Raw genomic sequence first — 20,982 nt, forward strand, 5'->3', positions numbered from 1 at the left:
GGTGTCGGGTGGTCGGCTGTGAGGGGGCCGATGTCGGGAAACGGACCATGCGCGGCTCCAGCCGCTGTGCGTCGGCAGGCGAGTGCCTGGCCTTGCGGTGGTGGCCCGGTCGCAGGCGGCCTCGGGCGCGCCGCCGCGGTCCCGCACCCCGGGGGCCTCGCCGCGGCGGCCATGTCTCATGGGTCGCCGTCCGGTGCCACGGCGCCGGACGGGTCATGGCCGGCCGGCGGGTGGTCCGGGTGCTCGCGGTCGGTGGCGTAGGTGCTCAGCCGCCTGCCGTCGGCCTACAGCCACCGGCCCTGGCCTGGGCTGTGTCTTGGTGTCGGGTGGCCGGCTGTGAGGGGGCCGATGTCGGGGTCCGGACCATGCGTGGCGGTGGGTGGGGTTCAGGTGGTTACGCGGGTGTGGGCCCAGTGGCAGGCGGCCTGGGGGGTGGCGCTGCCGTCCAGTACGCCGGGATCCTCGGTGCGGCAGCGGTCGGCGATGCCCGCCCGCTCGGCCTCGCCGTTCGCCAGGACCGGGCAGCGGGCCCGGAAGCGGCAGCCGGACGGGATACGGGAGGGGTCCGGGGGTTCACCGGCGAGCACGACCGGTTCGCCCGGCGCCTCCGGCAGCACCGACAACAGGGCCTGGGTGTACGGGTGTCGGGGCGCGGTCAGCACCTCCTCGACCGGTCCCGTCTCCACGATCCGGCCCAGGTACATCACCGCGACCCGGTCGGCGATGTTCCAGGCCAGGCCGAGGTCATGGGTCACGACCAGGGCGGCGAGCCCGAGTTCGGTGCGCAGCCGCAGCAGCAGGGCCAGGATCTCACCGCGCACGGAGGCGTCCAGCGAGGCCACCGGCTCGTCGGCGACGAGGAGTTCGGGTTCCAGGACGAGCGCGCCCGCGATCACCACCCGTTGCCGCTGGCCGCCGGACAACTCGTGCGGGTAGCGCAGGAAGAACCGCTCCGGCGGCCGCAGCCCCGCCCGGGAGAGGGCGTCGGTGACCGCCGTCCGTTCGTCCCCCGCATGCCCGTGGATGCGCAGCCCCTCGGCCACCGCGTCGTACACCGTGTGCCGTGGGTTGAGCGATCCGCTGGGGTCCTGGAGCACCAGCTGGACCCGGCGCCGGTAGGCCCGCAGGGCCCGCGAGGAGTACGTCAGCGGCTTCCCGTCGAAGCGCACGCTTCCGGAGGCGGGCCGTTCCAGACCGAGCAGGGAGCGTGCCAGCGTCGTCTTGCCGCAGCCCGACTCGCCGACCAGGGCCACGATCTCACCGGGCCGGATGTCCAGTTCGACGCCGTCCACGGCGCGTGCCGCGGCGGCACCGTGTCGTCCGGGGAACGTCACATGCAGCCCCTGGGCGCTGAGCAGGGGAGACGCTGGTGTCGTCATGCGGTGCTCCTGGTGTCCTCTGCCCCGGCGGCCGGCCCCGGGACGGCCGCCGGGACGTGTACGCACGCGGCCCGCCGTCCCCCGGTCATCTCGCGCAGTACCTGGTCCTCGGCGGCGCAGACGTCCAGGGCGACCGGGCAGCGCGGATGGAACGCGCAACCGGAGGGCAGCGCGAACGGATCGGGCGGGTCGCCGGGCAGCCCCTGCGGGGCGAACCGGGAGGCCGGATCGCCGATGTGCGGGAACGCCGTCGACAGCGCCCTGCCGTACGGGTGCCGGGCGTCCTCGTGGACGGTGCGCGCCGGGCCCTCCTCGACCACCCGGCCCGCGTACATCACCGCCAGCCGGTCGCAGGTGTCGGCGAGCACCGCCAGATCGTGGCTGATCATGATCAGCCCCAGGTCCTGTTCGGCGACGAGCTGTTCGATCAGCCGCAGGATCTGCGCCTGGATCATCACGTCCAGGGCCGTGGTCGGCTCGTCGGCGATTACCAGCCGCGGGTCGCAGGCGAGCGCCATGGCGATCATGACACGCTGCCGCTGGCCGCCGGAGAGTTCGTGCGGGTACGCCGTCGCCCGTGCCGTGGGCAGGCCGACCTGTTCCAGGAGTTCGCCGGTCCGCCTCCGCGCCGCCGCCGCGGTCGCCCTGCCGTGCAGCAGGATCGGCTCGGCGATCTGGTCGCCGACCCGGTGCACGGGGTTGAGCGAGTGCATGGCGCCCTGGAAGACGATCGACGCGCCCGCCCAGCGCACCGCCCGCACCCGCCCCCAGCGCATCGCGAGGACGTCCTCGCCGTCGAGCAGGATCTCCCCGCTCACCCGGGCGTCGGCGGGCAGCAGTCGCAGCAGGGCGAGCGCAAGCGTGGACTTGCCGCAGCCCGACTCGCCGGCGATCCCGAGTTTCTGTCCCGCCGCCACGGAGAGGTCCACGCCGCGTACGGCGGCGGCCCCGCCGGCGTACGTCACCGTCAGGTTCCGGACTTCGAGGAGCGTCAACGGGCCACCCCCAGCCTGGGATTGAGCACGGACTCCACTGCGCGGCCGCACAGCGTGAACGCCAGCGCGACCAGGGCGATCGCGATGCCGGGCGGCACCAGGTACCACCAGTCGCCGGCGCTGACCGCGCCCGCCTCACGCGCGTCCTGGAGCAGTCCGCCCCACGAGACGACCGTCGGATCGCCGAGACCGAGGAACGCGAGGGTCGCCTCGGCGAGGATGGAGGAGGAGACCATCAGCGTGGTCTGCGCCAGTACGAGCGGCATGACGTTGGGCAGCACATGCCGGGTCATGACGTGCCAGTGGCCGCCGCCGAGCGCCCTGGCCCGTTCGATGTACGGACGGGACTCCACCGCCAGCGTCTGCGCCCGCACCAGCCGGGCGGTGGTCGGCCAGGAGGTGACACCGATGGCGAGGACGACCGTGCCCAGGGAGCGGGACATGACGGTGGCCAGCGCGATCGCGAGCACCAGCGTCGGCATCACCAGGAACCAGTCCGTGATCCGCATCAGCACGGTCCCGTACGCGCCCCGGAAGTGTCCGGCGCAGATCCCGACCACCGCGCCGATCGCCACCGACAGCACGGCGGCGAGCAGTCCGACCAGCAGGGAGACCCGCGAGCCCCAGATCACGAGGCCGAGCAGATCGCGTCCGAACCGGTCCGTGCCGAGCGGGAACCGCCCGCTCGGCGCCTCCAGGGGACTGCCGGGCGCGTCGGTCACGTCGGAGACGTCGGAGCCGACCGTCAGCGGTGCGGTCAGGGCCGCGAGCGCGAACAGGACGAGCGCGGCGAGGCCCAGCAGTCCGGCGCGATGGGCGCGGTACTGCTGCCAGAAGCGTGCGGCGGAGCGGCGGCGGCGCTGCCGGGCCAGGGCCCGCGGGCCGGGCTGTGCCGCCTCGGTGCTCATCGGCCCACCCGCGGATCGAGCAGCGGATAGAGCAGATCGGCCAATGTGTTCATGACGATCACCGCCGAGGCGAAGAAGAGGAACAGGCCCTGCACCAGGGGCAGGTCGGGCACGCTCAGTGCCTGGTAGAAGAGCCCGCCGAGGCCGGGCCAGGAGAACACCGTCTCGACCAGGATCACGCCGGCGACGGTCCGGCCGAGGTTGACGAAGACGAGGGTGACGGTGGGCAGCAGCGCGTTCGGCACGGCGTGCCGACGCCGTACCAGGTCGTCCCGCAGGCCCTTGGCGCGCGCGGTCGTCAGATAGTCGCTTCCCATCTCGTCGAGCAGCGCCGAGCGGGTGACCAGCAGGGTCTGCCCGTACTCGACGGCGACCAGGGTGAGCACCGGCAGGACGAGGTGGTGGGCGACGTCGAGGACGTAGGCGAAGCCCTCTTCGCCGCCCGACTCCATGCCGCCGGTCGGGAACAGTCCGGGCACGGGGCCGAGGCCCACCGAGAACACGATGATGAGCAGCAGACCGAGCCAGAACTGCGGGACGGAGTACAGGGTCAGCGCCAGGCCGGTGTTCAGCCGGTCGCCGAGGCGGCCGTGCCGCCACGCCGAGCGGGTGCCGAGGTACATGCCGAGCGCGGTGTACAGCACGAACGCGGTGCCGGTCAGCAGCAGGGTGTTCGGCAGGGCTTCGGTGATCTTGTCGATGACCGGGGCGCGGAACTGGTACGACGTGCCCAGATCGCCGGTGAGCGCCTTGCCGCAGTAGTCCGTGAACTGTTCCCACAGCGGCAGGTCCAGCCCGAACTCACGCCGGTACTGGGCCAGTTGTTCGGCGGAGACGGGCCGGCCGCCGGTCAGGGTCTTGACTGGGTCGCCGGGGATCAGCCGGAACAGGAAGAAGCCGGTGACGAGGACGGCGAGCAGGGAGACGACGGCGCCGCCCACCTTTGCGGCCCCGTAGCGCAGGTATCCGGTCCAGGAGCGGGACCGCGGCCCCCGGGCCGCCGGCCCGGTGGGAACCGGACCGGCGGCCTCGGCCGGCGTCGACACGGTGTCAGCGGCCATGGCGGGCCGCCCGCTGTGTGGGTGCGAGGGTCGGGTGCATCGGCTATTCGCGGTCGTCGGCGGTGGCGCGGCGGCGGCTCGCGAGGAAGAGCCCGGCGCCGGCGAGGACCACGACGCCCGCGACGACGCCGATGACAATGCCGGTGGAACCGCCGCCGCCGGACGAGCGGGAGTCTTCGGCCGGGACCGCCGACCACCAGCTCCAGTAGCCGTCCTGGCCGTAGATGTTGCCGGCGGCCTTGGGCATCGTCGTGATCGACTTGATCTGGTCGGTGCGGTAGGCCTCGACAGCGTTCGGGTACGCCATGACGTTCATGTACCCCAGGTCGTACAGCCTCGACTCGGCCTGTTTGACGAGTGTGGCCCGCTTGGCGGAGTCGTACTCGGCCAGCTGCCGCGCGTACAGGTCGTCGTACGTCTTGTCGCAGATGAAGTTGTCGGTGGCCCCGGTGTCCTTCGGCGCGGCGGGCAGGGCCGCGCAGGTGTGGATGGACAGGACGAAGTCCGGGTCGGGGTTGACGGACCAGCCGTCGAAGGCGAGGTCGTACGTGCCGGCGAGCCAGGGGTCGGTGACGTTGTCGAGGCAGTCGAGCCGCATGCCGATGCCCAGCTCGCCCCACCACTCCTTGAGGTACTGGCCGACCGCCTTGTCGTTCGGGTCGGTGGCGTGGCACAGGACGCGGTAGTTCAGCGGCTTGCCGTCCTTGCCGACCCGCTTGCCGTCGCTGTTCTTCCGGTAGCCGGCCCGGTCGAGGAGCTGGGCGGCCTTCGCGGGGTCGTGGGCCAGCTCCTGGCTCGGGGACGGTTTCCAGAAGTAGCCGGCGAAGCGGGGCGGGATGTAGCCCTGGCCCTCGACCGCGTGTCCCTGGAAGACCTTGTCGACGAGGGCCTTGCGGTCGACCGCCATGAACAGGGCGTTGCGCACCCGCTGGTCGAGCAGGGAGGGATCGCCGTCACCGAACTTCTCGTCGTTTTTTGCCCTGGCGCCGGGGTTGGTGGCGAGGGCGTAGAAGCGGCGGCCGGGGGCGTCGTTGACGCGGACGTTCTTCTCACCCTTGAGGGAGGCGGCCTGGGCGGGCGTCAGAGAGGGTGAGCCGGCGACGAAGGAGACCTCGCCCTTGCGCAGCGCGGCCACCGCCGCGTCCTGGTCCTTGTAGTACTTGAAGACCAGCTCGTCGAACTTCGGCGCCCCGCGCCAGAACGTCTTGTTGGCCTTCAGCCGTACATAGCTGTCGGGCCGGTAGTCGGTGAGCACGAACGGTCCGTCGCCGACGACGGGGAAGGTCTTGTCGTTGGTGAACTTCGAGAAGTCGGTGACCTTCTCCCAGACGTGCTGGGGCACGATCGGCACGTCCAGCGCGGTCATCGTGGCCTGGGGCTTCTTCAGCTCGATGACCAGCTTGGTGGGGCTCGGGGCCGTCACCTTGCGGAAGTTGGTGACGAAGCTGCCGTTCGCGGTGGCGGCCGCCTCGTCGGTCATCAGCTTGTTGAACGTCCAGGCCGCGTCCTGCGCGGTCACCTGCTGTCCGTCCGACCACTTGGCGTCGGAGCGGATCGTGTAGGTCCAGGTGAGCTTGTCGGCGGACGGCGCCCAGCTGGTGGCCAGGCCGGGGACCGGGTGGGCGTCGGCGGGGTCGTAGTCGGTCAGATACTCGTACGTCAGCCGCAGGATGCTCGTGCTGACCAGCCGTACCGCCAGGAAGGGGCTGAGCGAGTCGACGCTCTGCGCGACGGCGACGGTGAGGACCTTGTCGGCCGGGGCGGCCTCCGCCCGCCGGGGCGCCGGGTCGAGCGGGGTGGCGAGGCCCGCGGTGAGCGTCACGGCGAGGGCGCCGGCGGCGGCGACGAGCCGGGCCGTACGGGATCGCGGGCTTCTCGGTTGTGAACGCCTTCTGCCGTACCGGTCTTGCGTGCTCATGAATCGTGACCTCGCGTCATCGCTCGCACAGGAACAGCCTGTTCGGACTTCAACCGGATGTGGTCTGGTGGCGCCGGGCGGGTGATGAGTGTGTCTATCAGCGGCGGTCTGCGCGCGTCAACGGCCCGTGTCCAGCGCCTTTGGCCTGCGGAAACGACGAGTTGATGTTCGATGAAGCAAACATTGGTGTAGACCGGTGACGGGGACCTGGTGGCACGCTGGCGCCGGTGCGGCCGCGTTCAGCGCGAGGGCGCCGCGACCGTGATGATCTCGGCGCTGTCCTGCGTCAACGGCCCGCGCGCCCAGTCCCCGTACTGCTCCACCACGCCAAGTCCCGCCCGGCCGAGGAACCGTGTCAGCGCGTCGGGGCCGAGGAAGCGCAGGGTGGAGCGGCTGACCCGCGGCCGGTCCCAGCCCTCCTTGTCGAACGTCTCCTTGAGCGCCACGCGGTCGCCGAGGAGCGGCCCGTCGACCTCGTGCCACACCCGTACGACCCGGCCGTCCGCATCGTCGACGAAGCGTATGCGCTCCGGGTTCCACCCGGTCCAGGCGTGGGCCGCCGGATGCCGGGTCTCGAACACGAACCGGCCGCCGGGTGACAGGGCGGCCCTGACGGCGCGCAGCGCCAGCCGCAACTCCTCGTCGTCCACGAGTGTCTGGAAGGCGTGCCCGGTCATCACGACCAGGTCGAACCCGCCGTCCCACAGCCGGGTCCGCAGGTCGCCGAGCACCCAGTCGACGCCGGGCTCGCGCCGGCGCGCCTGCACGAGCATCGCGGCGGCCGGGTCCAGTCCCATGAGCCGGCCGTCGTGTCCGGCCCGCCTGGTCCGCGCCAGCAACCGGCCCGTACCGCATCCCACATCGAGCACCGAGCGGGCGGACATCACCAGGTCCAGATAGAAGTCGTCGCCCGGACCCCATGGATTGAGGGTGTCGTACAGCGAGGCGAGCGAAAGATCCTTGAACGAGCGATCGACCACCGCGGCAGTGTGTCACACGCCGATGAACCGAACGGTAGGCGTCACCCCTCGTACGGGTGGACTGTTGCGCCGACGAGTGTCCCTCATGCCTTTTATGCATCTCTTGCGGTGATATGAGCGGGTGATCGATCGATGCTCAGGGGTGGGCGTCACGGTGCGTACCCGCGTGGTCCAGAGGAGGCCCTCCATGCGCAGAGCCAGACACCTCACGCGGGTCGCTCTGCCGGCCGCGGTGGTGCTCGCGGCAGCCGCCTGCGGCGGGAGCGGCACCGACGCGCAGCGCGGCTCGGTGTTCAGCGCATCCTGGGGCGATCCGCAGAACCCGCTGGAGCCGGCGAACACCAACGAGGTCCAGGGCGGCAAGGTGCTCGACCTGATCTTCCGGGGCCTGAAGCGCTACGACCCGAAGACCGGCCGCGCCATGGACATGCTGGCCCAGAAGATCGACACCACGGACTCGCGGAACTTCCGGATCACGCTCAGGGACGGCTGGACCTTCTCCAACGGCGAGAAGGTGACCGCCAGGTCCTTCGTCGACGCCTGGAACTACGGCGCGAGCCTGAGGAACAACCAGAAGAACGCCTACTTCTTCGGCTACATCGACGGCTACGACAAGGTCCACCCGGACACCGGGGCCCAGAGCGCCGACACGCTCTCCGGACTGAGGGTCGTCGACGACCGCACCTTCACGGTCCGGCTCAACCAGCAGTTCTCCGGCTTCCCGGACACCCTCGGCTACGCGGCCTTCGCCCCGCTGCCCCGGGCGTTCTTCACCGACCACGCGGCCTGGCTGGCCAAACCCGTGGGCAACGGGCCCTACCGGATCGACTCCTACACCAGGGGCTTCCAGCTGGCCCTGAAGAAGTGGGACGCCTACCCCGGCGCCGACAAGGCCCGCAACGACGGCGTGAACCTCACGGTCTACACGGACAACAACACCGCCTACACCGACCTGTTGGCCGGCAATCTCGACCTCGTCGACGACGTACCGGCCGCGCAGCTCAAGAACGTCAGGAGCGACCTCGAAGGCCGCTACATCAACAGCCCCGCCGGCATCATCCAGACCCTCGCCTTCCCGTACTACGACAAGAACTGGAGCAGGCCCGGCGCGGAGAAGGTCCGCACCGGCCTGTCCATGGCGATCAACCGCAAGCAGATCACCGAGACCATCTTCCGGAACACCCGCACCCCGGCCACCGACTGGACCTCGCCCGTGCTCGGCACCGAGGGCGGACACCAGGCCGGCCTGTGCGGCAGGGCCTGCGACCACGACCCCGCCCAGGCCAGGAAACTGGTCCAGGAGGGCGGCGGCATCCCCGGCGGCCAGGTCACGATCACCTACAACGCGGACACCGGTTCGCACCGGGAGTGGGTGGACGCCGTCTGCAACTCCATCAACAACGCGCTCGGCAACGACAGGGCCTGCATCGGCCGCCCGGTCGGCACCTTCGCCGACTTCCGCAACCAGATCGGCCGGCACCGGATGACGGGCCCGTTCCGGTCCGGCTGGCAGATGGACTACCCGCTCATCCAGAACTTCCTCCAGCCGCTCTACTACACGGGCGCCTCCTCCAACGACGGCAAGTGGTCCGACAAGGACTTCGACCGGCTCGTCGACAGGGCCAACGCCGAGACCGACACCCGCAGATCGGTCGCCACCTTCCAGCAGGCCGAGCGGGTCGTCCGGGACAACATGGCCGCCATCCCGCTCTGGTACCAGAACGGCAGCGCGGGCTACTCGCGGCGGCTGTCCGACGTGGCGCTCAACCCCTTCAGCGTCCCCGTCTACAACGAGATCAAGGTCGGCTGAGCCGTCATGGGGCGCTATGTCGTGCGGCGGCTGCTCCAGATGATCCCGGTGTTCGTCGGGGCCACGCTGCTGATCTTCCTGATGGTGAACGTGATGGGCGACCCCGTCGCCGGCCTGTGCGGCGAGCGGCAGTGCGACCCGGCGACGGCCGCCCAGCTGAAACGGGACCTCGGCCTCGACCGGCCGGTGTGGCAGCAGTACCTGGCCTACATGGGGAAGGTCTTCACCGGGGACTTCGGCACCGCGTTCAACGGCCAGCCGGTCACCGAGCTGATGTCGACGGCCTTCCCCGTCACCGTCCGGCTCACGGTCGTGGCGATCCTCTTCGAGATCGTCGTCGGCGTCGCGCTGGGCGTGCTGACCGGACTGCGCCGCGGACGGCCCGGCGACACGGGCGTGCTGCTGGCCACCCTGGTCGTCATCTCCGTACCGACCTTCGTCACCGGTCTGCTGCTCCAGTTGCTGCTCGGGGTCGAGTGGGGCTGGATCAGACCGTCGGTCCCGCCGGAGGCCGCCTTCGGCGAGCTGATCGTGCCGGGACTCGTCCTGGCCTCCGTCTCGCTCGCCTACGTCACCCGGCTGACCCGTACCTCCCTCGCGGAGAACCGGCGCGCCGACTATGTGCGCACGGCCGTCGCCAAGGGACTGCCCCGGCGCCGGGTGATCACCCGGCACCTGCTGCGCAACTCCCTGATCCCCGTGGTCACCTTCATCGGCGCCGACATCGGCGCCCTGATGGGCGGCGCGATCGTCACCGAGCGGATCTTCAACATCCACGGCGTCGGCTACCAGCTCTACCAGGGGATCGTGCGGCAGAACACACAGACCGTGGTCGGCTTCGTCACCGTCCTCGTGCTGGTCTTCCTGATCGCCAATCTGCTCGTCGACCTGCTGTACGCCGTACTCGACCCGAGGATCCGCTATGCCTGAGCGGCACGAGCCCGAGGGCGCCATCTCCGCCGCCGGCATGGGCGGCGCGATGGACCTCGCGGCCAGCGAGGCGGCCACCCTGGAGCGGACGCCCGGCGGGCCCGAGGGCACCGGCCCCCGGGGCAGGCCGCGCAGCCTGTGGTCCGACGCCTGGCACGACCTGTGCCGCGACCCGGTCTTCGTCGGTTCCGGCCTGGTGATCCTCTTCCTCGTGCTGATCTCCCTGTGGCCCTCGCTGATCGCCTCCGGCAACCCCCTCGCCTGCGACCTCTCCAAGGCCCAGGAGGGGCCCATGTCCGGCCACCCCTTCGGCTACGACGGCCAGGGCTGCGACGTCTACACGCGGACCGTGTACGGCGCCCGGGCGTCCGTCACGGTCGGCGTCTGCGCCACGCTGGGGGTGGCCGTCCTCGGCTCGGTCCTCGGCGGTCTGGCCGGCTTCTTCGGGGGGATGTGGGACGGGGTGCTGTCCCGCCTCACCGACGTGTTCTTCGCGATCCCGGTCGTGCTCGGCGGTCTGGTGCTGCTCTCCGTGGTGACCAGCAACACGGTCTGGCCGGTCGTCGGGTTCATGGTGCTGCTGGGCTGGCCGCAGATCTCCCGCATCGCCCGCGGCTCGGTGATCACCGCCCGGCAGAACGACTACGTACAGGCCGCCCGGGCGCTCGGCGCCTCCCCCGCCCGCATCCTGCTGCGGCACATCGCACCCAACGCGGTCGCGCCGGTGATCGTGGTGGCGACCATCGCGCTCGGCACCTACATCGCGCTGGAGGCGACCCTGTCGTACCTCGGCGTCGGACTGAAACCGCCCAGCGTGTCCTGGGGGATCGACATCTCTGCCGCCTCCCTGTACATCCGCAACGCCCCGCACGCGCTGCTGTGGCCCTCCGGCGCCCTGGCGATCACCGTCCTGGCGTTCATCATGCTCGGCGACGCGGTGCGCGACGCCCTCGACCCGAAGCTGAGGTGAGCCGCGTGCTGCTCGAAGTGCGCGACCTGCACGTGGAGTTCACGACGCGGGACGGCGTCGCCCGAGCCGTCAACGGCGTCACCTGCCGGGTGGCCGCAGGGGAGACTTTGGCCGTGCTGGGCGAGTCGGGCTCCGGCAAGTCGGTGACGGCGCAGGCCGTGATGGGCATCCTGGACATGCCGCCCGGCCGGATCACCGGCGGGGAGATCCTCTTCCAGGGCCGCGACCTGCTGCAACTGAAGGAGGACGGGCGGCGCAGGATCCGCGGCGCCGAACTGGCCATGATCTTCCAGGACGCGCTGTCCGCCCTCAACCCCGTGCTCAGCGTGGGCGACCAGCTCGGCGAGATGTTCGTGGTGCACCGCGGCATGTCCAAGAGGGACGCCCGGGCCAGGGCGGTCGAGCTGATGGACCGGGTGCGCATCCCGGGCGCGGCGCAGCGGGTGCGCGACTATCCGCACCAGTTCTCCGGCGGCATGCGCCAGCGCATCATGATCGCCATGGCGCTGGCCCTGGAACCGGCCCTGGTGATCGCCGACGAGCCCACCACCGCGCTCGACGTCACGGTCCAGGCCCAGGTCATGGACCTGCTCGCCGAGTTGCAGCGCGAGTACACCATGGGGCTCGTCCTGATCACCCACGACCTGGGCGTGGTCGCGGACGTCGCCGACCGGATCGCCGTGATGTACGCGGGCCGGATCGTCGAGTCGGCTCCGGTGCACGACCTCTACAAGGCCCCCGCCCACCCCTACACCCGGGGGCTGCTGGACTCCATCCCGCGCCTGGTCCGCAAGGGCCGGGAGCTGTACGCGATCAAGGGCCTGCCGCCGAACCTCATGCACATCCCGCCCGGCTGCGCCTTCCATCCACGCTGTCCGATGGCGCGGGACGTGTGCCGCACGGACGAACCCCCGCTGTACACCGTGGACGAGAACCGCGGGAGTGCCTGTCACTTCTGGCGGGAGTGCCTGGATGGCTGAGCCGATCCTGGCGGTCAGCGGGCTGGTCAAGCACTACCCGCTCACCCGCGGCATCCTCTTCAGGAAGCAGGTCGGCGCGGTGAAGGCGGTCGACGGCGTCGACTTCACGCTGGCCAGGGGCGAAACCCTCGGCCTGGTCGGCGAGTCGGGCTGCGGCAAGTCGACGGTCGCGCGGCTGCTGTGCAGCCTCGAACGGCCGACGGCCGGTTCGATCCGGTTCAAGGGCGAGGAGATCACCAGGCTCTCCGGGCGCGCCCTGAAGGCCGTACGGCGCAACATCCAGATGGTCTTCCAGGACCCGTACACCTCCCTCAACCCGCGGATGACGGTGGGCGACATCATCGGGGAGCCGTTCGAGATCCACCCGGAGGCGGCCCCGAAGGGCGATCGGCGCAGGCGGGTCCGGGAGCTGCTGGACGTCGTCGGACTCGACCCGGAGTACGCCAACCGCTATCCGCACCAGTTCTCCGGGGGCCAGCGCCAGCGCATCGGCATCGCCCGCGGGCTGGCGCTGCGTCCCGAGATCATCGTCGCCGACGAGCCGGTGTCGGCGCTGGACGTGTCGGTGCAGGCACAGGTGATCAACCTGATGGAGCGGCTTCAGGCGGAGTTCGACCTCAGCTACGTCTTCATCGCGCACGACCTGTCGATCGTGCGGCACATCGCGGACCGGGTCGGGGTGATGTACCTCGGGCGGATCGTGGAGAGCGGCACCGACACGGAGATCTACGACCACCCGACACACCCCTACACCCAGGCGCTGCTCTCCGCGGTGCCCGTGCCCGACCCGGAGGCCCGTGCGCACCGTGAGCGGATCATCCTGACGGGCGATGTGCCCTCGCCGACGGACATCCCCTCCGGCTGCCGGTTCCGCACCCGCTGCTGGAAGGCGCAGGAGCGGTGCGCGCGGGAGGTGCCGGCCCTCGCGGTCCCGGAGGCGTTCCGGCACACCTCCGGTCCCGCGGCCCATGACTCGGCCTGCCACTTCGCGGAGGAGAAGCAGGTGGTGCCGGTCGAGAAGCACGGCAACGGGCCGGGATGACATGGCGCACCCCGGCCCGTTTACGGCACCCGCACGGCCGTACGCTGTTCAGCGTCCCGCGTCCGTATATCGGTACCGCTTCCGTGAAGTTGCCTGTGTGTTACGGCGGTTCGCGGGTTTTTGCCCGCTATGCCAGGGAGTGCTTGAGGAAGTCCACCTGAAGCAGCAGCAGGTTCTCGGCGACCTGCTCCTGCGGGGTCATATGGGTGACGCCGGACAGCGGCAGCACCTCGTGCGGGCGGCCCGCGGCCAGCAGCGCGGAGGACAGCCGCAGCGCGTGCGCGACCACCACGTTGTCGTCGGCGAGCCCATGCACGATCATCAGCGGGCGATGCGGTTCGGCCGGTGCCGACAGGCCGTCGTCGGTGACGAGGGAACTGCGGGCGTACGCCTGCGCGTCGCGCTCCGGGTCGCCGAGGTAGCGCTCGGTGTAGTGGGTGTCGTACAGCCGCCAGTCGGTGACCGGGGCGCCCGCGATGCCCGCGTGGAAGACGTCCGGGCGGCGCAGCACGGCGAGGGCCGCCAGCCAGCCGCCGTAGGACCAGCCGCGGATCGCCACCCGGCTCAGGTCGAGCGGATGGGTCTTGGCGAGGTCCTGGAGCGCCTCGATCTGGTCGTCCAGGGCGACGGTGAAGTCGCCGTGCACCGCCTTCTCCCAGGCCGGCGAGCGGCCGGGGGTGCCGCGGCCGTCGGCGACGACCACCGCGAAGCCCTGGTCGGCGAACCACTGCGAGGTCAGATGTGCGTTGTGCGCGGCGACCACGCGCGGTCCGTGCGGCCCGCCATAGGGGTCGAGGAGCACGGGCAGGAGTGTGTCGGAGGGGTAGTCCCGCGGCATAAGCACGGCGCACGGAATTCGACGTGCGCCCCCCTGGGTGAGGGTCACGCGCGGGGACAAACCGGGGTCTTCGGCGTGCGACCGGACAGTCGCGGGCGGTTTTCCGTCACGCAGCACCTGGCACCGGGCGCCCGGCCGGTCGAGGGCGGCCGAGATCAGCACCGTCACACCACCGGCGCGCACCGCCGTGTGCACACCGGGCTCCTGCGACACCCGCTGCACGCCCAGCTCGTTCACCCGGTAGACATGCACCTCCCCGATCTCGGCCGATTCACCGATGCCGGCCTCCTCGCCGGCCGAGGCCGAGACCAGCACGTCGTCGGAGCCCACGTCGAGCACCGCACGGATGTGCAACTGTGCTCCCGTCAGCGGGCGTTCACCCACCGCGAGCACCCGCGCGCCCCCTTCGTCGGCGATCCGGACGAGCTGTCCGGACGGGCTCCAGCAGGGCACCCCGGGGAAAAGTTCAAGCCATGTTGGATCTTCATCCGCGTGCACCATCCGGGTCGCCCCCGACTCCGGTTCGACGGCCAGAAACAGCTGGCTGCGCTGGTCGCGCGGCTGCACGAGGAGCAGCGGCGCACCCGCCTCTGACCAGTGCACACGAGCCAGATACGGATAGCGCGCCCGGTCCCAGACCACCTCCGTGCGCGACCCGTCCAGACCGATCACGAACAGCCGTACGTCCGCGTTCGCCGTGCCCGCCGCCGGATAGGCGACGTGGTGTGGCTCACGCTCCGGCCGGGCGGGATCCGCGATCCACCACCGCTGCACCGGCGTGTCGTCCACCCGCGCCACGAGCAGCCGGTCCGCCTGCGGCGCCCACCAAAAGCCCCGCGCCCGCCCCATCTCCTCGGCCGCCACGAACTCGGCCAGCCCGTAGGCGACCCCGTCCGACTCCGGCTCCGCCAGCGCCCGGTCGTGCTCGCCCGCGGTGTCCACCACTCGCAGCGCGCCCCGCGCCACATAGGCGACATGCCGTCCGTCGGGGGCGGGACGGGGATCGATCACCGGCCCCGGCACCGGGAGTTCGCGCGCCGTGCCGGCCCGCAGCTCCGCCGTGAAAAGCCGCCCTGACAAGGCGAAAGAGGCCAACTCCACGGCCGTGTCGGTGGCGTAGCCGACGATGCCGGCACCGCCCTCACGGCTGCGCTCGCGGCGGGCCCGCTCCTCGGGCGACAGGTGTTCCACGGCACCGCCCAACAGGGCGCGCGGATCGGCCGCAAGGCGCTCTTGGCCGTCCTCCGTGTCGAGCACCCACAGGGAGTTGGCCCGGTCCGTACCGGATTCGGAACGCAGGAACGCGACACGCGATCCGTCGGGCGCCACGCTGAACGCGCGCGGCGCGCCGAGGGTGAACCGCTGGGTGCGGGCGTGCCGCCGGGGGAAGGAGTCAGGCTCGGTCGTCATGCCTTGACCATATTGGCCATGCGCCCCCTTGTGCGGCCGTGCGCCGACCGATGCGCGAGCACGGATAGTTATGATCACTACCGCTGAGTGGGTATGAACCTGCTGGCTTCTGCATGGATGTGCTGTTCTGCTCTACAACCGATCCACAACCCCCATAGTCCGAACCCCCGCGTCCCTGGGATCCTTGGAGGTGAGCCGCCGTGGCACTTTCGATTTCGGCGGTGGTGCTGCTGGCGATCGTCGTCTTCCTGCTGATCAAGAAGTCAGGGCTGAAGGGCGGCCATGCGGTCGTCTGCATCCTGCTCGGCTTCTATCTCGCCTCCTCCACCATCGCGCCCACGATCAGCGAGCTGACCACGAACGTCGCCAGCATGATCGGCGGCATCAAGTTCTGACCCGTGCCTCAGCGTGGACCGCCGGACGCTGACGCGACCGGCGGTCGGCCGTCACCTGTCCTGTTCCGCTGTTTCGTGGTCCCCGGCTCCGTAAGATAGGCGGATCTAGGGCCCAGCCTCTTCTGGCCATCTACGGATCGCAGGCGGTTCACGGTCTTCACCAATCCTCACGCCGCGTACGTCAGCGCGGGGCAGTTCGGTGAGGTACTGGCCGAGGAGTTCGTCACCCGTACGGGCACGCGCGTCCAGGGATCGACCCAGTTCGACCGTCTCAACGCGCTCACGCGGGCCGGTGTGCTCGTCGGTTGGAGCCGTGAGGCGTTCGACAAGCTGCGCCGGGGACGCAACGACGCCGCGCACAACCATCTCTTCGACACCACGAAGGCGCTCGAAGCGCTGGATCTGTGCTGGCGGCTGGGCGATCTCTTCGACCGGTCCATGGGCGGCAAACGGACCGTGGCTGCGTTCGTCTCGCCGACGCTCTCGGTCGAGGCGGCTTCCGTCGACCCCGAGGAGATCGCGGAACTCCAGGAGGCGCTGGAGGGCCATCGGCGCTCCCTGGCCGAGTCACGCATCAAGCTGTCCGAGGCGAGTAACCGCATTGAGGCGGAGCGGCGGGCCCGGGCCGAGGCGCTCATCGAGAGCGTGCGGAACTCGAAGTCGGCGTACGTCGCCGATGTCGCTCGTCGGCAAGCGCGGCCCGGAGCTGGAGAAGCACTACCGGAACATCCTCGAACACCTAGGCCAGCACCCCGACACCACCATCGGCACGATATTCGCCGACGCCCCGCGCCCTGATCGACGTCACCCGACCCGGCCCCGACGACACCATCACGGACCCCGCCGCGGCACTGGCGGCTTCCTCATCGCCGCGCAGTCCTGCATTCCCGACCATGCCGTGAACATGCTCCTCCACGGAATCGGCAGGAGCGACGGGCCCAGCCTCATCCATGTCGGCGACGCCCTCGCCGAGAAGTCAAGCGGCCGGCACGCCACCCTCGTCGTCGCCAACCCGCCCTTCGGCCGCAAGTCCGCGATCACCGTCATCGGCCAGGACGGCGAGGACGAGAAGGAGGACATCCAGTACGACCGTCACGACTTCACTGCCACGACCACCAACAAGCAGCTGAACTTGCTGCAACGCATCATGTCGCTCACGCCGGTCGGGGGCCGTGCCGCCGTCGTCCTCCCCGACAACGTCCTCTTCGAAGGCGGCGCCGGCGAGAAGGTGCCTGGTCGACGCGCTCGCCGATCGCTGGGGCGTCACCCATGGGCTGTGTCCGCGGAAGACCACTTGGGCCGAAGTGAGGGTCTTACCGTGATACGGGGGTACGCCTGACCCGCCCCACAGGGCCGAAACCCTGGCGCCGCTCCGACGGGGACACTGACGAGCACCGTAAGACACGACGCCGTGCCAGAGCGTCGCTGGGGGAGAGCCCATAGCCAGGGTGAGGAGGCCGAATTGCAGCTCACAAGCGTGGCCCGTCCCACTAGGCTCCTGCCCATGGCTGACGGCATGCGTATCGGCTTGGTCTCCTTCGGCGCGGCAGAGTTCGCCGCCCTACATGAAACGTGCGCCGTAGCGGGCCATGACCCGGTCGTCTACGCGTTCTCGCGTTCGATGCGCCCCCGCAAGCCCACGGACGAGGGTGCGGCACGCATCGCAGGCGAGATCACCGCAGCGCTGCCGAGGGGCGTCGACCTGCTGCTGCCGGGCAGTTCCGAAGGACTGGGTGCCTCGTTACGAGGTTACGGTCTTGACCTGCTCGTCTGCTATGGATTCTCGTGGCGGCTGCCACGATCCGTACTGCAGATCCCGCGCTACGGCGTGCTCAATATTCACTCCTCGCTGCTCCCCAAATATCGCGGCCCGGCTCCAGTGCTCTGGGCGATCCGTAATGGCGACCCGGACCTGGGCGTGACAGTTCACCGCATGGATGAGGAATTCGACACCGGCCCGGTGCTGGCCCAGCAAGGCGGCGTTCCGCTGCCCGACGATGTGACTCGCCGGAGCCTGTGGACTGGTCTGTCCCCGGTGCTGCGCGAACAGCTCACCATTGCCCTGGAACGGGTGCGGGACCCATCAGCGGGCGAACCGCAGTCCGCCGACGGCGTCAGTTATGCGGGGTTGCTGGAACCTGAGTTCTTCGCAGTCGATACCACGATGACCGCGCGTCAGGTCCATAACCAGGTACGGACTTTCCAGTTCATGGGCGCCGGCCTCGGCCCTACGGCAACGGTCGACGGCCGTCGCTTGAAGGTCCTGCGGACCAGTCTCACCTCAGTCGACGGAATCCGTCTGGACTGTGCCGACGCGCCCGTATGGATCACGGCTTCGGAGTTCGTGGCAGCTGGCGATTAGCTATCCGTCATCATCACTCAGACGCTGTGCCACCTTCTCTGTCAGCGCGATTGCTCTGGGGTCGTCGAACGAACCGAGCAGGTGCAGCGCTTCCTCTCGGGTGGCGCGCGCCGATTCGTGATCGCCCGAGGACGTCAGCGCGTCGGCGAGATGTGCCTGGGCGCGGGCGAGCTGCCAGGGGGAGTCCAGCCGGCGGTAGGTATTCGCGGCGCGTCGGTGCAGCTCTGCTGCCTCCTCGAAGCGTCCCAGCGACTGGTACGCTTCGCCCGCTCCGTCCAGTGCGTTGGCTTCCCTGAACGCGTCACCGAGCTTCTGCTGAACGGCGGCGGACTTCTGGAACAGGCGGAGGGATTCCTCACGATTCCCGCGGGCCCGCTCGACTCGTGCCGCCTCGGCCCACCAATGCCCTTGCCACACTTCGTTGTTCTCGTCGTCAGCGATCGACAGGGCAGCGTGGATCGAGCGGGCAACTGCTTCGGCCTCGCCTGATGTGCGCTGTGCCCAGCTCAGCAGGCATAGAGCATTGCCTTCGCAGGCGCGGTCACCGAGTTCGCGGAAGTCGGCCAGCACCTGCTCGATGAGGGCCTGGGCCCCCTCACCCCGACCGAGTTCGCACAGCGTCTCCGCGAGGTTGCTCCGTACTAATGCCGTCCATCGGCGGTCGCCCAGTTCACGGAAGATCTCCGCGCCGTCCGCGAAGTGCGCACTGGCCTCGTCGAGCCGTCGCCGACGTAGTCCGAGCAGGCCGAGAGCGTTGACGGACACCGCCATGCCTCGGCGGTCGCCGATACGCCGGCGAAGGGCTAGCGAGTCGCGGTGATGTTCCTCCGCCTCATCGAGCCGCAATGCCTGGAAGGCGGCCTTTCCCAGAGTTTCGAGCGCTTCCGCCTCACCGTGTTGCTCTCCGGTGCGTGCTGCGGCCTCGACGCCGATCCGGGCAGTCGCCTCCCAGTCGTCGAAGGCGTTCTGATGCATGTAGACGGCCCGCAGCACTACGGCCAATCGCCATGCGATCTCCGGGAATCCGGCATCGGCGGCGGCACGAGTGGCGGTGACGAGGTTGGCGCTCTCCGCGCGGTACCAGTCGAACGCGGACCGGTAGTTCTCGAAGCGGAGGGCAGTGGCGGGTGCGGGAATCCGGTCGTCCATGTCGTAGCGGTCGAACGGCGCCATGGCGCACTGTGCCGCGTACGCGGTGTGTAGGTACCAAGCGAGACAGCGCCTGAGGATCTCTGTCCGCTCCGTCTCGCTCTCCTCCCGCCGGACCTGCTCCGCCGCATAGGCCCGCAGCAGGTCATGGAACTCGTAGCGACCGCCGGGGCGCCGCTCCAGCAGATGGGATCGCACCAATGTGTCCAACAGGCCCCGCACATGGACGGGTCGCTCCCGGCGAGGCTCACGGCTGCGGGCAGGCCGAACTCGTTGCCAGGGTGCAGCCCGAGTCGTCGGAACAGCCGGGCCGCGGGGTCGGACAGCGCTTGGTACGACCACTCGAAAACGCTGCGCATTGCGTCGGACCCCTCCTCGGTCTCGGCTGTCAGAACGCTCCATCGGGCCGATTCGTCGCGCAGATCGTCGATCAGCTCGCCGAGCGGCACGGATGGCCAGCCCGCCGCGCGTTCGGCGGCGATACGCAGCGCTAGGGGCAGTCCCGCGCACAGCCGGGCCAGCGTTGCCAAGTCTCCGCGACGGTCGCTGGTCCGGTAGTCGGCGGTGGCCGCACGCAACAGTTCTACGGCGTCCGTCGTGGGGAACGTCGTGACGTCCAGGCGTAGTGCGCCCTCCTGGCGGACCAGGCCGGACAGATCGTCCCGGCTGGTCACGACGACGAGGCAACCGGAGGTGGCGGGCAGCAGAGGGCGGACCTGCGAGCTGTCCGCGGCATTGTCGAGTACGAGCAGCATGCGGCGCCCGGCGAGCAGCGACCGGAACATCGTCTCCCGGCGCTCCGGTTCGGCCGGTACATGCATGGCGGGGAGACCGAGGTCCTCCAGGAAGCGGCCCAGTATCTCCTGGGGTGCAGCAGGCGAACCCGCGGTGAAACCCCGCAGATTGGCGTAGAGCTCACCGCCCGGGAAATGCGACCGGATGCTGTGTGCCCAGTGCAGCGCCAGCGAGGTCTTGCCGACTCCGGCAGTCCCGGTGATAGCCGCTACGCGCACAACGTGCGGCTCCTCACGGCGGTCCGCCACAAGACTGCTCAGGCGGGCCCGTTCCTCGGACCTGTTGACGAAATGACGTACGGGACTGCGCAACTGATGGGGCACGATGAGCGGCGCGGGCAGCGGCGCCTGGTGATGAAAATGCACCCCGCCACTGACCTCGCGAGCCTGCACGACATTGTGTGCCGAAGCCGAGCCGTCGAGCCGGTTGACGTGCCCCGGGATGTCTTCGCTCATCTCGGCGCTTGCTGCTGCGGGGGCGGAAGGGGGGCCACATGCCCGTCGAACCAGTGCGCCAATGGCTCACCGGCGTTGTAGACGCTCACGATCAGCTCCCGGCAACGCAGGATGAGCTGGCGGTCGACGAACTTCAGCGCAGCTACCAGGATGCCCCGCTCGTCATAGAGTGCCTGATACATCACCTGGTTTCCCAGGGTGCAGATCTCAGGCAGCGGGCCGTCTTGCTCGTACCGGGCCACCCGGTCCGCGTCGGTGACATGGATGGGGCCTCCGCACTGGTCCCGGATACGCAGCGCGTGCAGCTCCCACTGCATGTAGTCGCTGAGCGGTTCCTCGACCACGCGGGCCCGCCGGGCCACGAAGCCGTTCTGCTCGACTTTGCGGTGGTACTCCGCCATGTCCGTGCGGCCCGCTTCCAGCAAGCGCAGAGACTCATCCCAGTCGCCACGCCAGAACGCCTCCCAGCTGTCGTAGCCGGGTTCCTTGAATGTCTGCCGCCGCTCAAGCTTCCAGAACCCGAGATCGCCACAGTCCCAGAAGTACTTCTCGAAGTCGGCGTAGTAGTCCTTGAGAGCCATACGCTCGCTGACGGCGCCGATCAG

General features: G+C 70.0%; 18 protein-coding genes and 1 pseudogene. 9 read left to right on the forward strand and 10 right to left on the reverse strand.

Translation table 11 applies throughout. The features are described from left to right. Positions 1-386: 386 nt before the first annotated feature. The 6 genes from ACFYTE_RS02130 to ACFYTE_RS02155 all read right to left on the reverse strand — a co-directional run bounded on the left by ACFYTE_RS02130 (position 387) and on the right by ACFYTE_RS02155 (position 7,241). A complete protein-coding gene (locus ACFYTE_RS02130; protein ID WP_388703604.1) occupies positions 387-1,379 on the reverse strand; it encodes an oligopeptide/dipeptide ABC transporter ATP-binding protein in 993 nt (330 codons plus the stop codon). Beyond that, positions 1,376-2,374, reverse strand: coding sequence for an ABC transporter ATP-binding protein (locus tag ACFYTE_RS02135; protein WP_388703607.1), 999 nt, complete (start codon positions 2,372-2,374; stop codon positions 1,376-1,378). Before ACFYTE_RS02135 ends, ACFYTE_RS02130 begins: the two co-directional genes overlap by 4 nt. Then, a complete protein-coding gene (locus ACFYTE_RS02140) occupies positions 2,371-3,282 on the reverse strand; it encodes an ABC transporter permease (protein ID WP_388703609.1) in 912 nt (303 codons plus the stop codon). The genes ACFYTE_RS02135 and ACFYTE_RS02140 overlap by 4 nt, the downstream gene beginning before the upstream one ends. Then, on the reverse strand, positions 3,279-4,343 hold the full coding sequence (locus ACFYTE_RS02145; protein ID WP_388703612.1) for an ABC transporter permease: 1,065 nt from the start codon (positions 4,341-4,343) through the stop codon (positions 3,279-3,281). Before ACFYTE_RS02145 ends, ACFYTE_RS02140 begins: the two co-directional genes overlap by 4 nt. A gap of 43 nt (positions 4,344-4,386) precedes the next feature. Beyond that, a complete protein-coding gene (locus tag ACFYTE_RS02150; RefSeq protein ID WP_388703615.1) occupies positions 4,387-6,261 on the reverse strand; it encodes an ABC transporter substrate-binding protein in 1,875 nt (624 codons plus the stop codon). A 239-nt stretch (positions 6,262-6,500) separates the two neighbouring features. Further along, positions 6,501-7,241, reverse strand: coding sequence for a class I SAM-dependent methyltransferase (locus tag ACFYTE_RS02155; RefSeq protein ID WP_388703618.1), 741 nt, complete (start codon positions 7,239-7,241; stop codon positions 6,501-6,503). Between the two features lie 187 nt (positions 7,242-7,428). Here ACFYTE_RS02155 and ACFYTE_RS02160 point away from each other — a divergent pair, with 187 nt between their 5' ends. The 5 genes from ACFYTE_RS02160 to ACFYTE_RS02180 are packed head-to-tail and all read left to right on the forward strand — an operon-like array spanning position 7,429 to position 12,973. Continuing rightward, positions 7,429-9,051, forward strand: coding sequence for an ABC transporter substrate-binding protein (locus ACFYTE_RS02160; RefSeq protein WP_388703620.1), 1,623 nt, complete (start codon positions 7,429-7,431; stop codon positions 9,049-9,051). Between the two features lie 6 nt (positions 9,052-9,057). Further along, complete coding sequence (locus ACFYTE_RS02165; protein ID WP_388703623.1) at positions 9,058-9,981, forward strand: ABC transporter permease; 924 nt, start codon at positions 9,058-9,060, stop codon at positions 9,979-9,981. Further along, positions 9,974-10,951: an ABC transporter permease gene (locus ACFYTE_RS02170; RefSeq protein WP_388703626.1), complete on the forward strand. Its 978-nt coding sequence runs from the start codon at positions 9,974-9,976 to the stop codon at positions 10,949-10,951. Before ACFYTE_RS02165 ends, ACFYTE_RS02170 begins: the two co-directional genes overlap by 8 nt. A gap of 5 nt (positions 10,952-10,956) precedes the next feature. Then, the gene (locus ACFYTE_RS02175; protein ID WP_388703628.1) at positions 10,957-11,931 is read left to right on the forward strand and encodes an ABC transporter ATP-binding protein; all 975 of its coding nucleotides are present in this window, start codon (positions 10,957-10,959) and stop codon (positions 11,929-11,931) included. Continuing rightward, entirely contained in the window at positions 11,924-12,973 is a 1,050-nt protein-coding gene (locus tag ACFYTE_RS02180; RefSeq protein ID WP_388703631.1) for an ABC transporter ATP-binding protein, read from the forward strand. Before ACFYTE_RS02175 ends, ACFYTE_RS02180 begins: the two co-directional genes overlap by 8 nt. A gap of 127 nt (positions 12,974-13,100) precedes the next feature. On the opposite strand, the gene ACFYTE_RS02185 is transcribed toward ACFYTE_RS02180, so the two are convergent. After that, complete coding sequence (locus ACFYTE_RS02185; RefSeq protein ID WP_388703634.1) at positions 13,101-15,221, reverse strand: prolyl oligopeptidase family serine peptidase; 2,121 nt, start codon at positions 15,219-15,221, stop codon at positions 13,101-13,103. Positions 15,222-15,421: 200 nt separating this feature from the next. Between ACFYTE_RS02185 and ACFYTE_RS02190 the strand changes: the two genes are divergently transcribed. The 4 genes from ACFYTE_RS02190 (at position 15,422) to ACFYTE_RS02205 (ending at position 17,978) form a co-directional block, all read left to right on the forward strand. Further along, positions 15,422-15,616: a hypothetical protein gene (locus tag ACFYTE_RS02190; RefSeq protein ID WP_388703637.1), complete on the forward strand. Its 195-nt coding sequence runs from the start codon at positions 15,422-15,424 to the stop codon at positions 15,614-15,616. A gap of 294 nt (positions 15,617-15,910) precedes the next feature. Next, positions 15,911-16,414: a hypothetical protein gene (locus tag ACFYTE_RS02195; RefSeq protein ID WP_388703639.1), complete on the forward strand. Its 504-nt coding sequence runs from the start codon at positions 15,911-15,913 to the stop codon at positions 16,412-16,414. Between the two features lie 106 nt (positions 16,415-16,520). Further along, entirely contained in the window at positions 16,521-16,955 is a 435-nt protein-coding gene (locus ACFYTE_RS02200) for an N-6 DNA methylase (RefSeq protein ID WP_388703642.1), read from the forward strand. A gap of 165 nt (positions 16,956-17,120) precedes the next feature. Continuing rightward, complete coding sequence (locus ACFYTE_RS02205) at positions 17,121-17,978, forward strand: methionyl-tRNA formyltransferase (protein WP_388703645.1); 858 nt, start codon at positions 17,121-17,123, stop codon at positions 17,976-17,978. Here the strand turns inward: ACFYTE_RS02205 and ACFYTE_RS02210 are convergent, their stop codons facing one another. The 3 genes and pseudogenes from ACFYTE_RS02210 to ACFYTE_RS02220 form a co-directional block, all read right to left on the reverse strand. After that, positions 17,979-19,325 carry a tetratricopeptide repeat protein gene (locus ACFYTE_RS02210; protein ID WP_388704032.1) on the reverse strand — a complete coding sequence of 449 codons (1,347 nt, stop codon included), beginning with the start codon at positions 19,323-19,325 and terminating at the stop codon, positions 17,979-17,981. Between the two features lie 329 nt (positions 19,326-19,654). Beyond that, positions 19,655-20,377: pseudogene (locus ACFYTE_RS02215) on the reverse strand (NB-ARC domain-containing protein); the annotation flags it as partial. Then, positions 20,374-20,958 carry a DUF6879 family protein gene (locus ACFYTE_RS02220; protein ID WP_388703648.1) on the reverse strand — a complete coding sequence of 195 codons (585 nt, stop codon included), beginning with the start codon at positions 20,956-20,958 and terminating at the stop codon, positions 20,374-20,376. The gene ACFYTE_RS02220 and the pseudogene ACFYTE_RS02215, both read right to left, overlap by 4 nt. Positions 20,959-20,982: the final 24 nt, after the last annotated feature.

This window comes from Streptomyces sp. NPDC004629, assembly GCF_042873595.1.
Taxonomy (GTDB): Bacteria; Actinomycetota; Actinomycetes; order Streptomycetales; family Streptomycetaceae; genus Streptomyces.

Excerpts from the sequence above, each read along its gene's own strand:
- ACFYTE_RS02130 (WP_388703604.1), bottom strand. The coding sequence starts at position 1,379 with ATGACGACACCAGCGTCTCCCCTGCTCAGCGCCCAGGGGCTGCATGTG.
- ACFYTE_RS02140 (WP_388703609.1), bottom strand. The coding sequence starts at position 3,282 with ATGAGCACCGAGGCGGCACAGCCCGGCCCGCGGGCCCTGGCCCGGCAG.
- ACFYTE_RS02145 (WP_388703612.1), bottom strand. The coding sequence starts at position 4,343 with ATGGCCGCTGACACCGTGTCGACGCCGGCCGAGGCCGCCGGTCCGGTT.
- ACFYTE_RS02150 (WP_388703615.1), bottom strand. The coding sequence starts at position 6,261 with ATGAGCACGCAAGACCGGTACGGCAGAAGGCGTTCACAACCGAGAAGC.
- ACFYTE_RS02160 (WP_388703620.1), top strand. The coding sequence starts at position 7,429 with ATGCGCAGAGCCAGACACCTCACGCGGGTCGCTCTGCCGGCCGCGGTG.
- ACFYTE_RS02165 (WP_388703623.1), top strand. The coding sequence starts at position 9,058 with ATGGGGCGCTATGTCGTGCGGCGGCTGCTCCAGATGATCCCGGTGTTC.
- ACFYTE_RS02170 (WP_388703626.1), top strand. The coding sequence starts at position 9,974 with ATGCCTGAGCGGCACGAGCCCGAGGGCGCCATCTCCGCCGCCGGCATG.
- ACFYTE_RS02180 (WP_388703631.1), top strand. The coding sequence starts at position 11,924 with ATGGCTGAGCCGATCCTGGCGGTCAGCGGGCTGGTCAAGCACTACCCG.
- ACFYTE_RS02185 (WP_388703634.1), bottom strand. The coding sequence starts at position 15,221 with ATGACGACCGAGCCTGACTCCTTCCCCCGGCGGCACGCCCGCACCCAG.
- ACFYTE_RS02200 (WP_388703642.1), top strand. The coding sequence starts at position 16,521 with ATGCTCCTCCACGGAATCGGCAGGAGCGACGGGCCCAGCCTCATCCAT.
- ACFYTE_RS02205 (WP_388703645.1), top strand. The coding sequence starts at position 17,121 with ATGGCTGACGGCATGCGTATCGGCTTGGTCTCCTTCGGCGCGGCAGAG.
- ACFYTE_RS02220 (WP_388703648.1), bottom strand. The coding sequence starts at position 20,958 with ATGGCTCTCAAGGACTACTACGCCGACTTCGAGAAGTACTTCTGGGAC.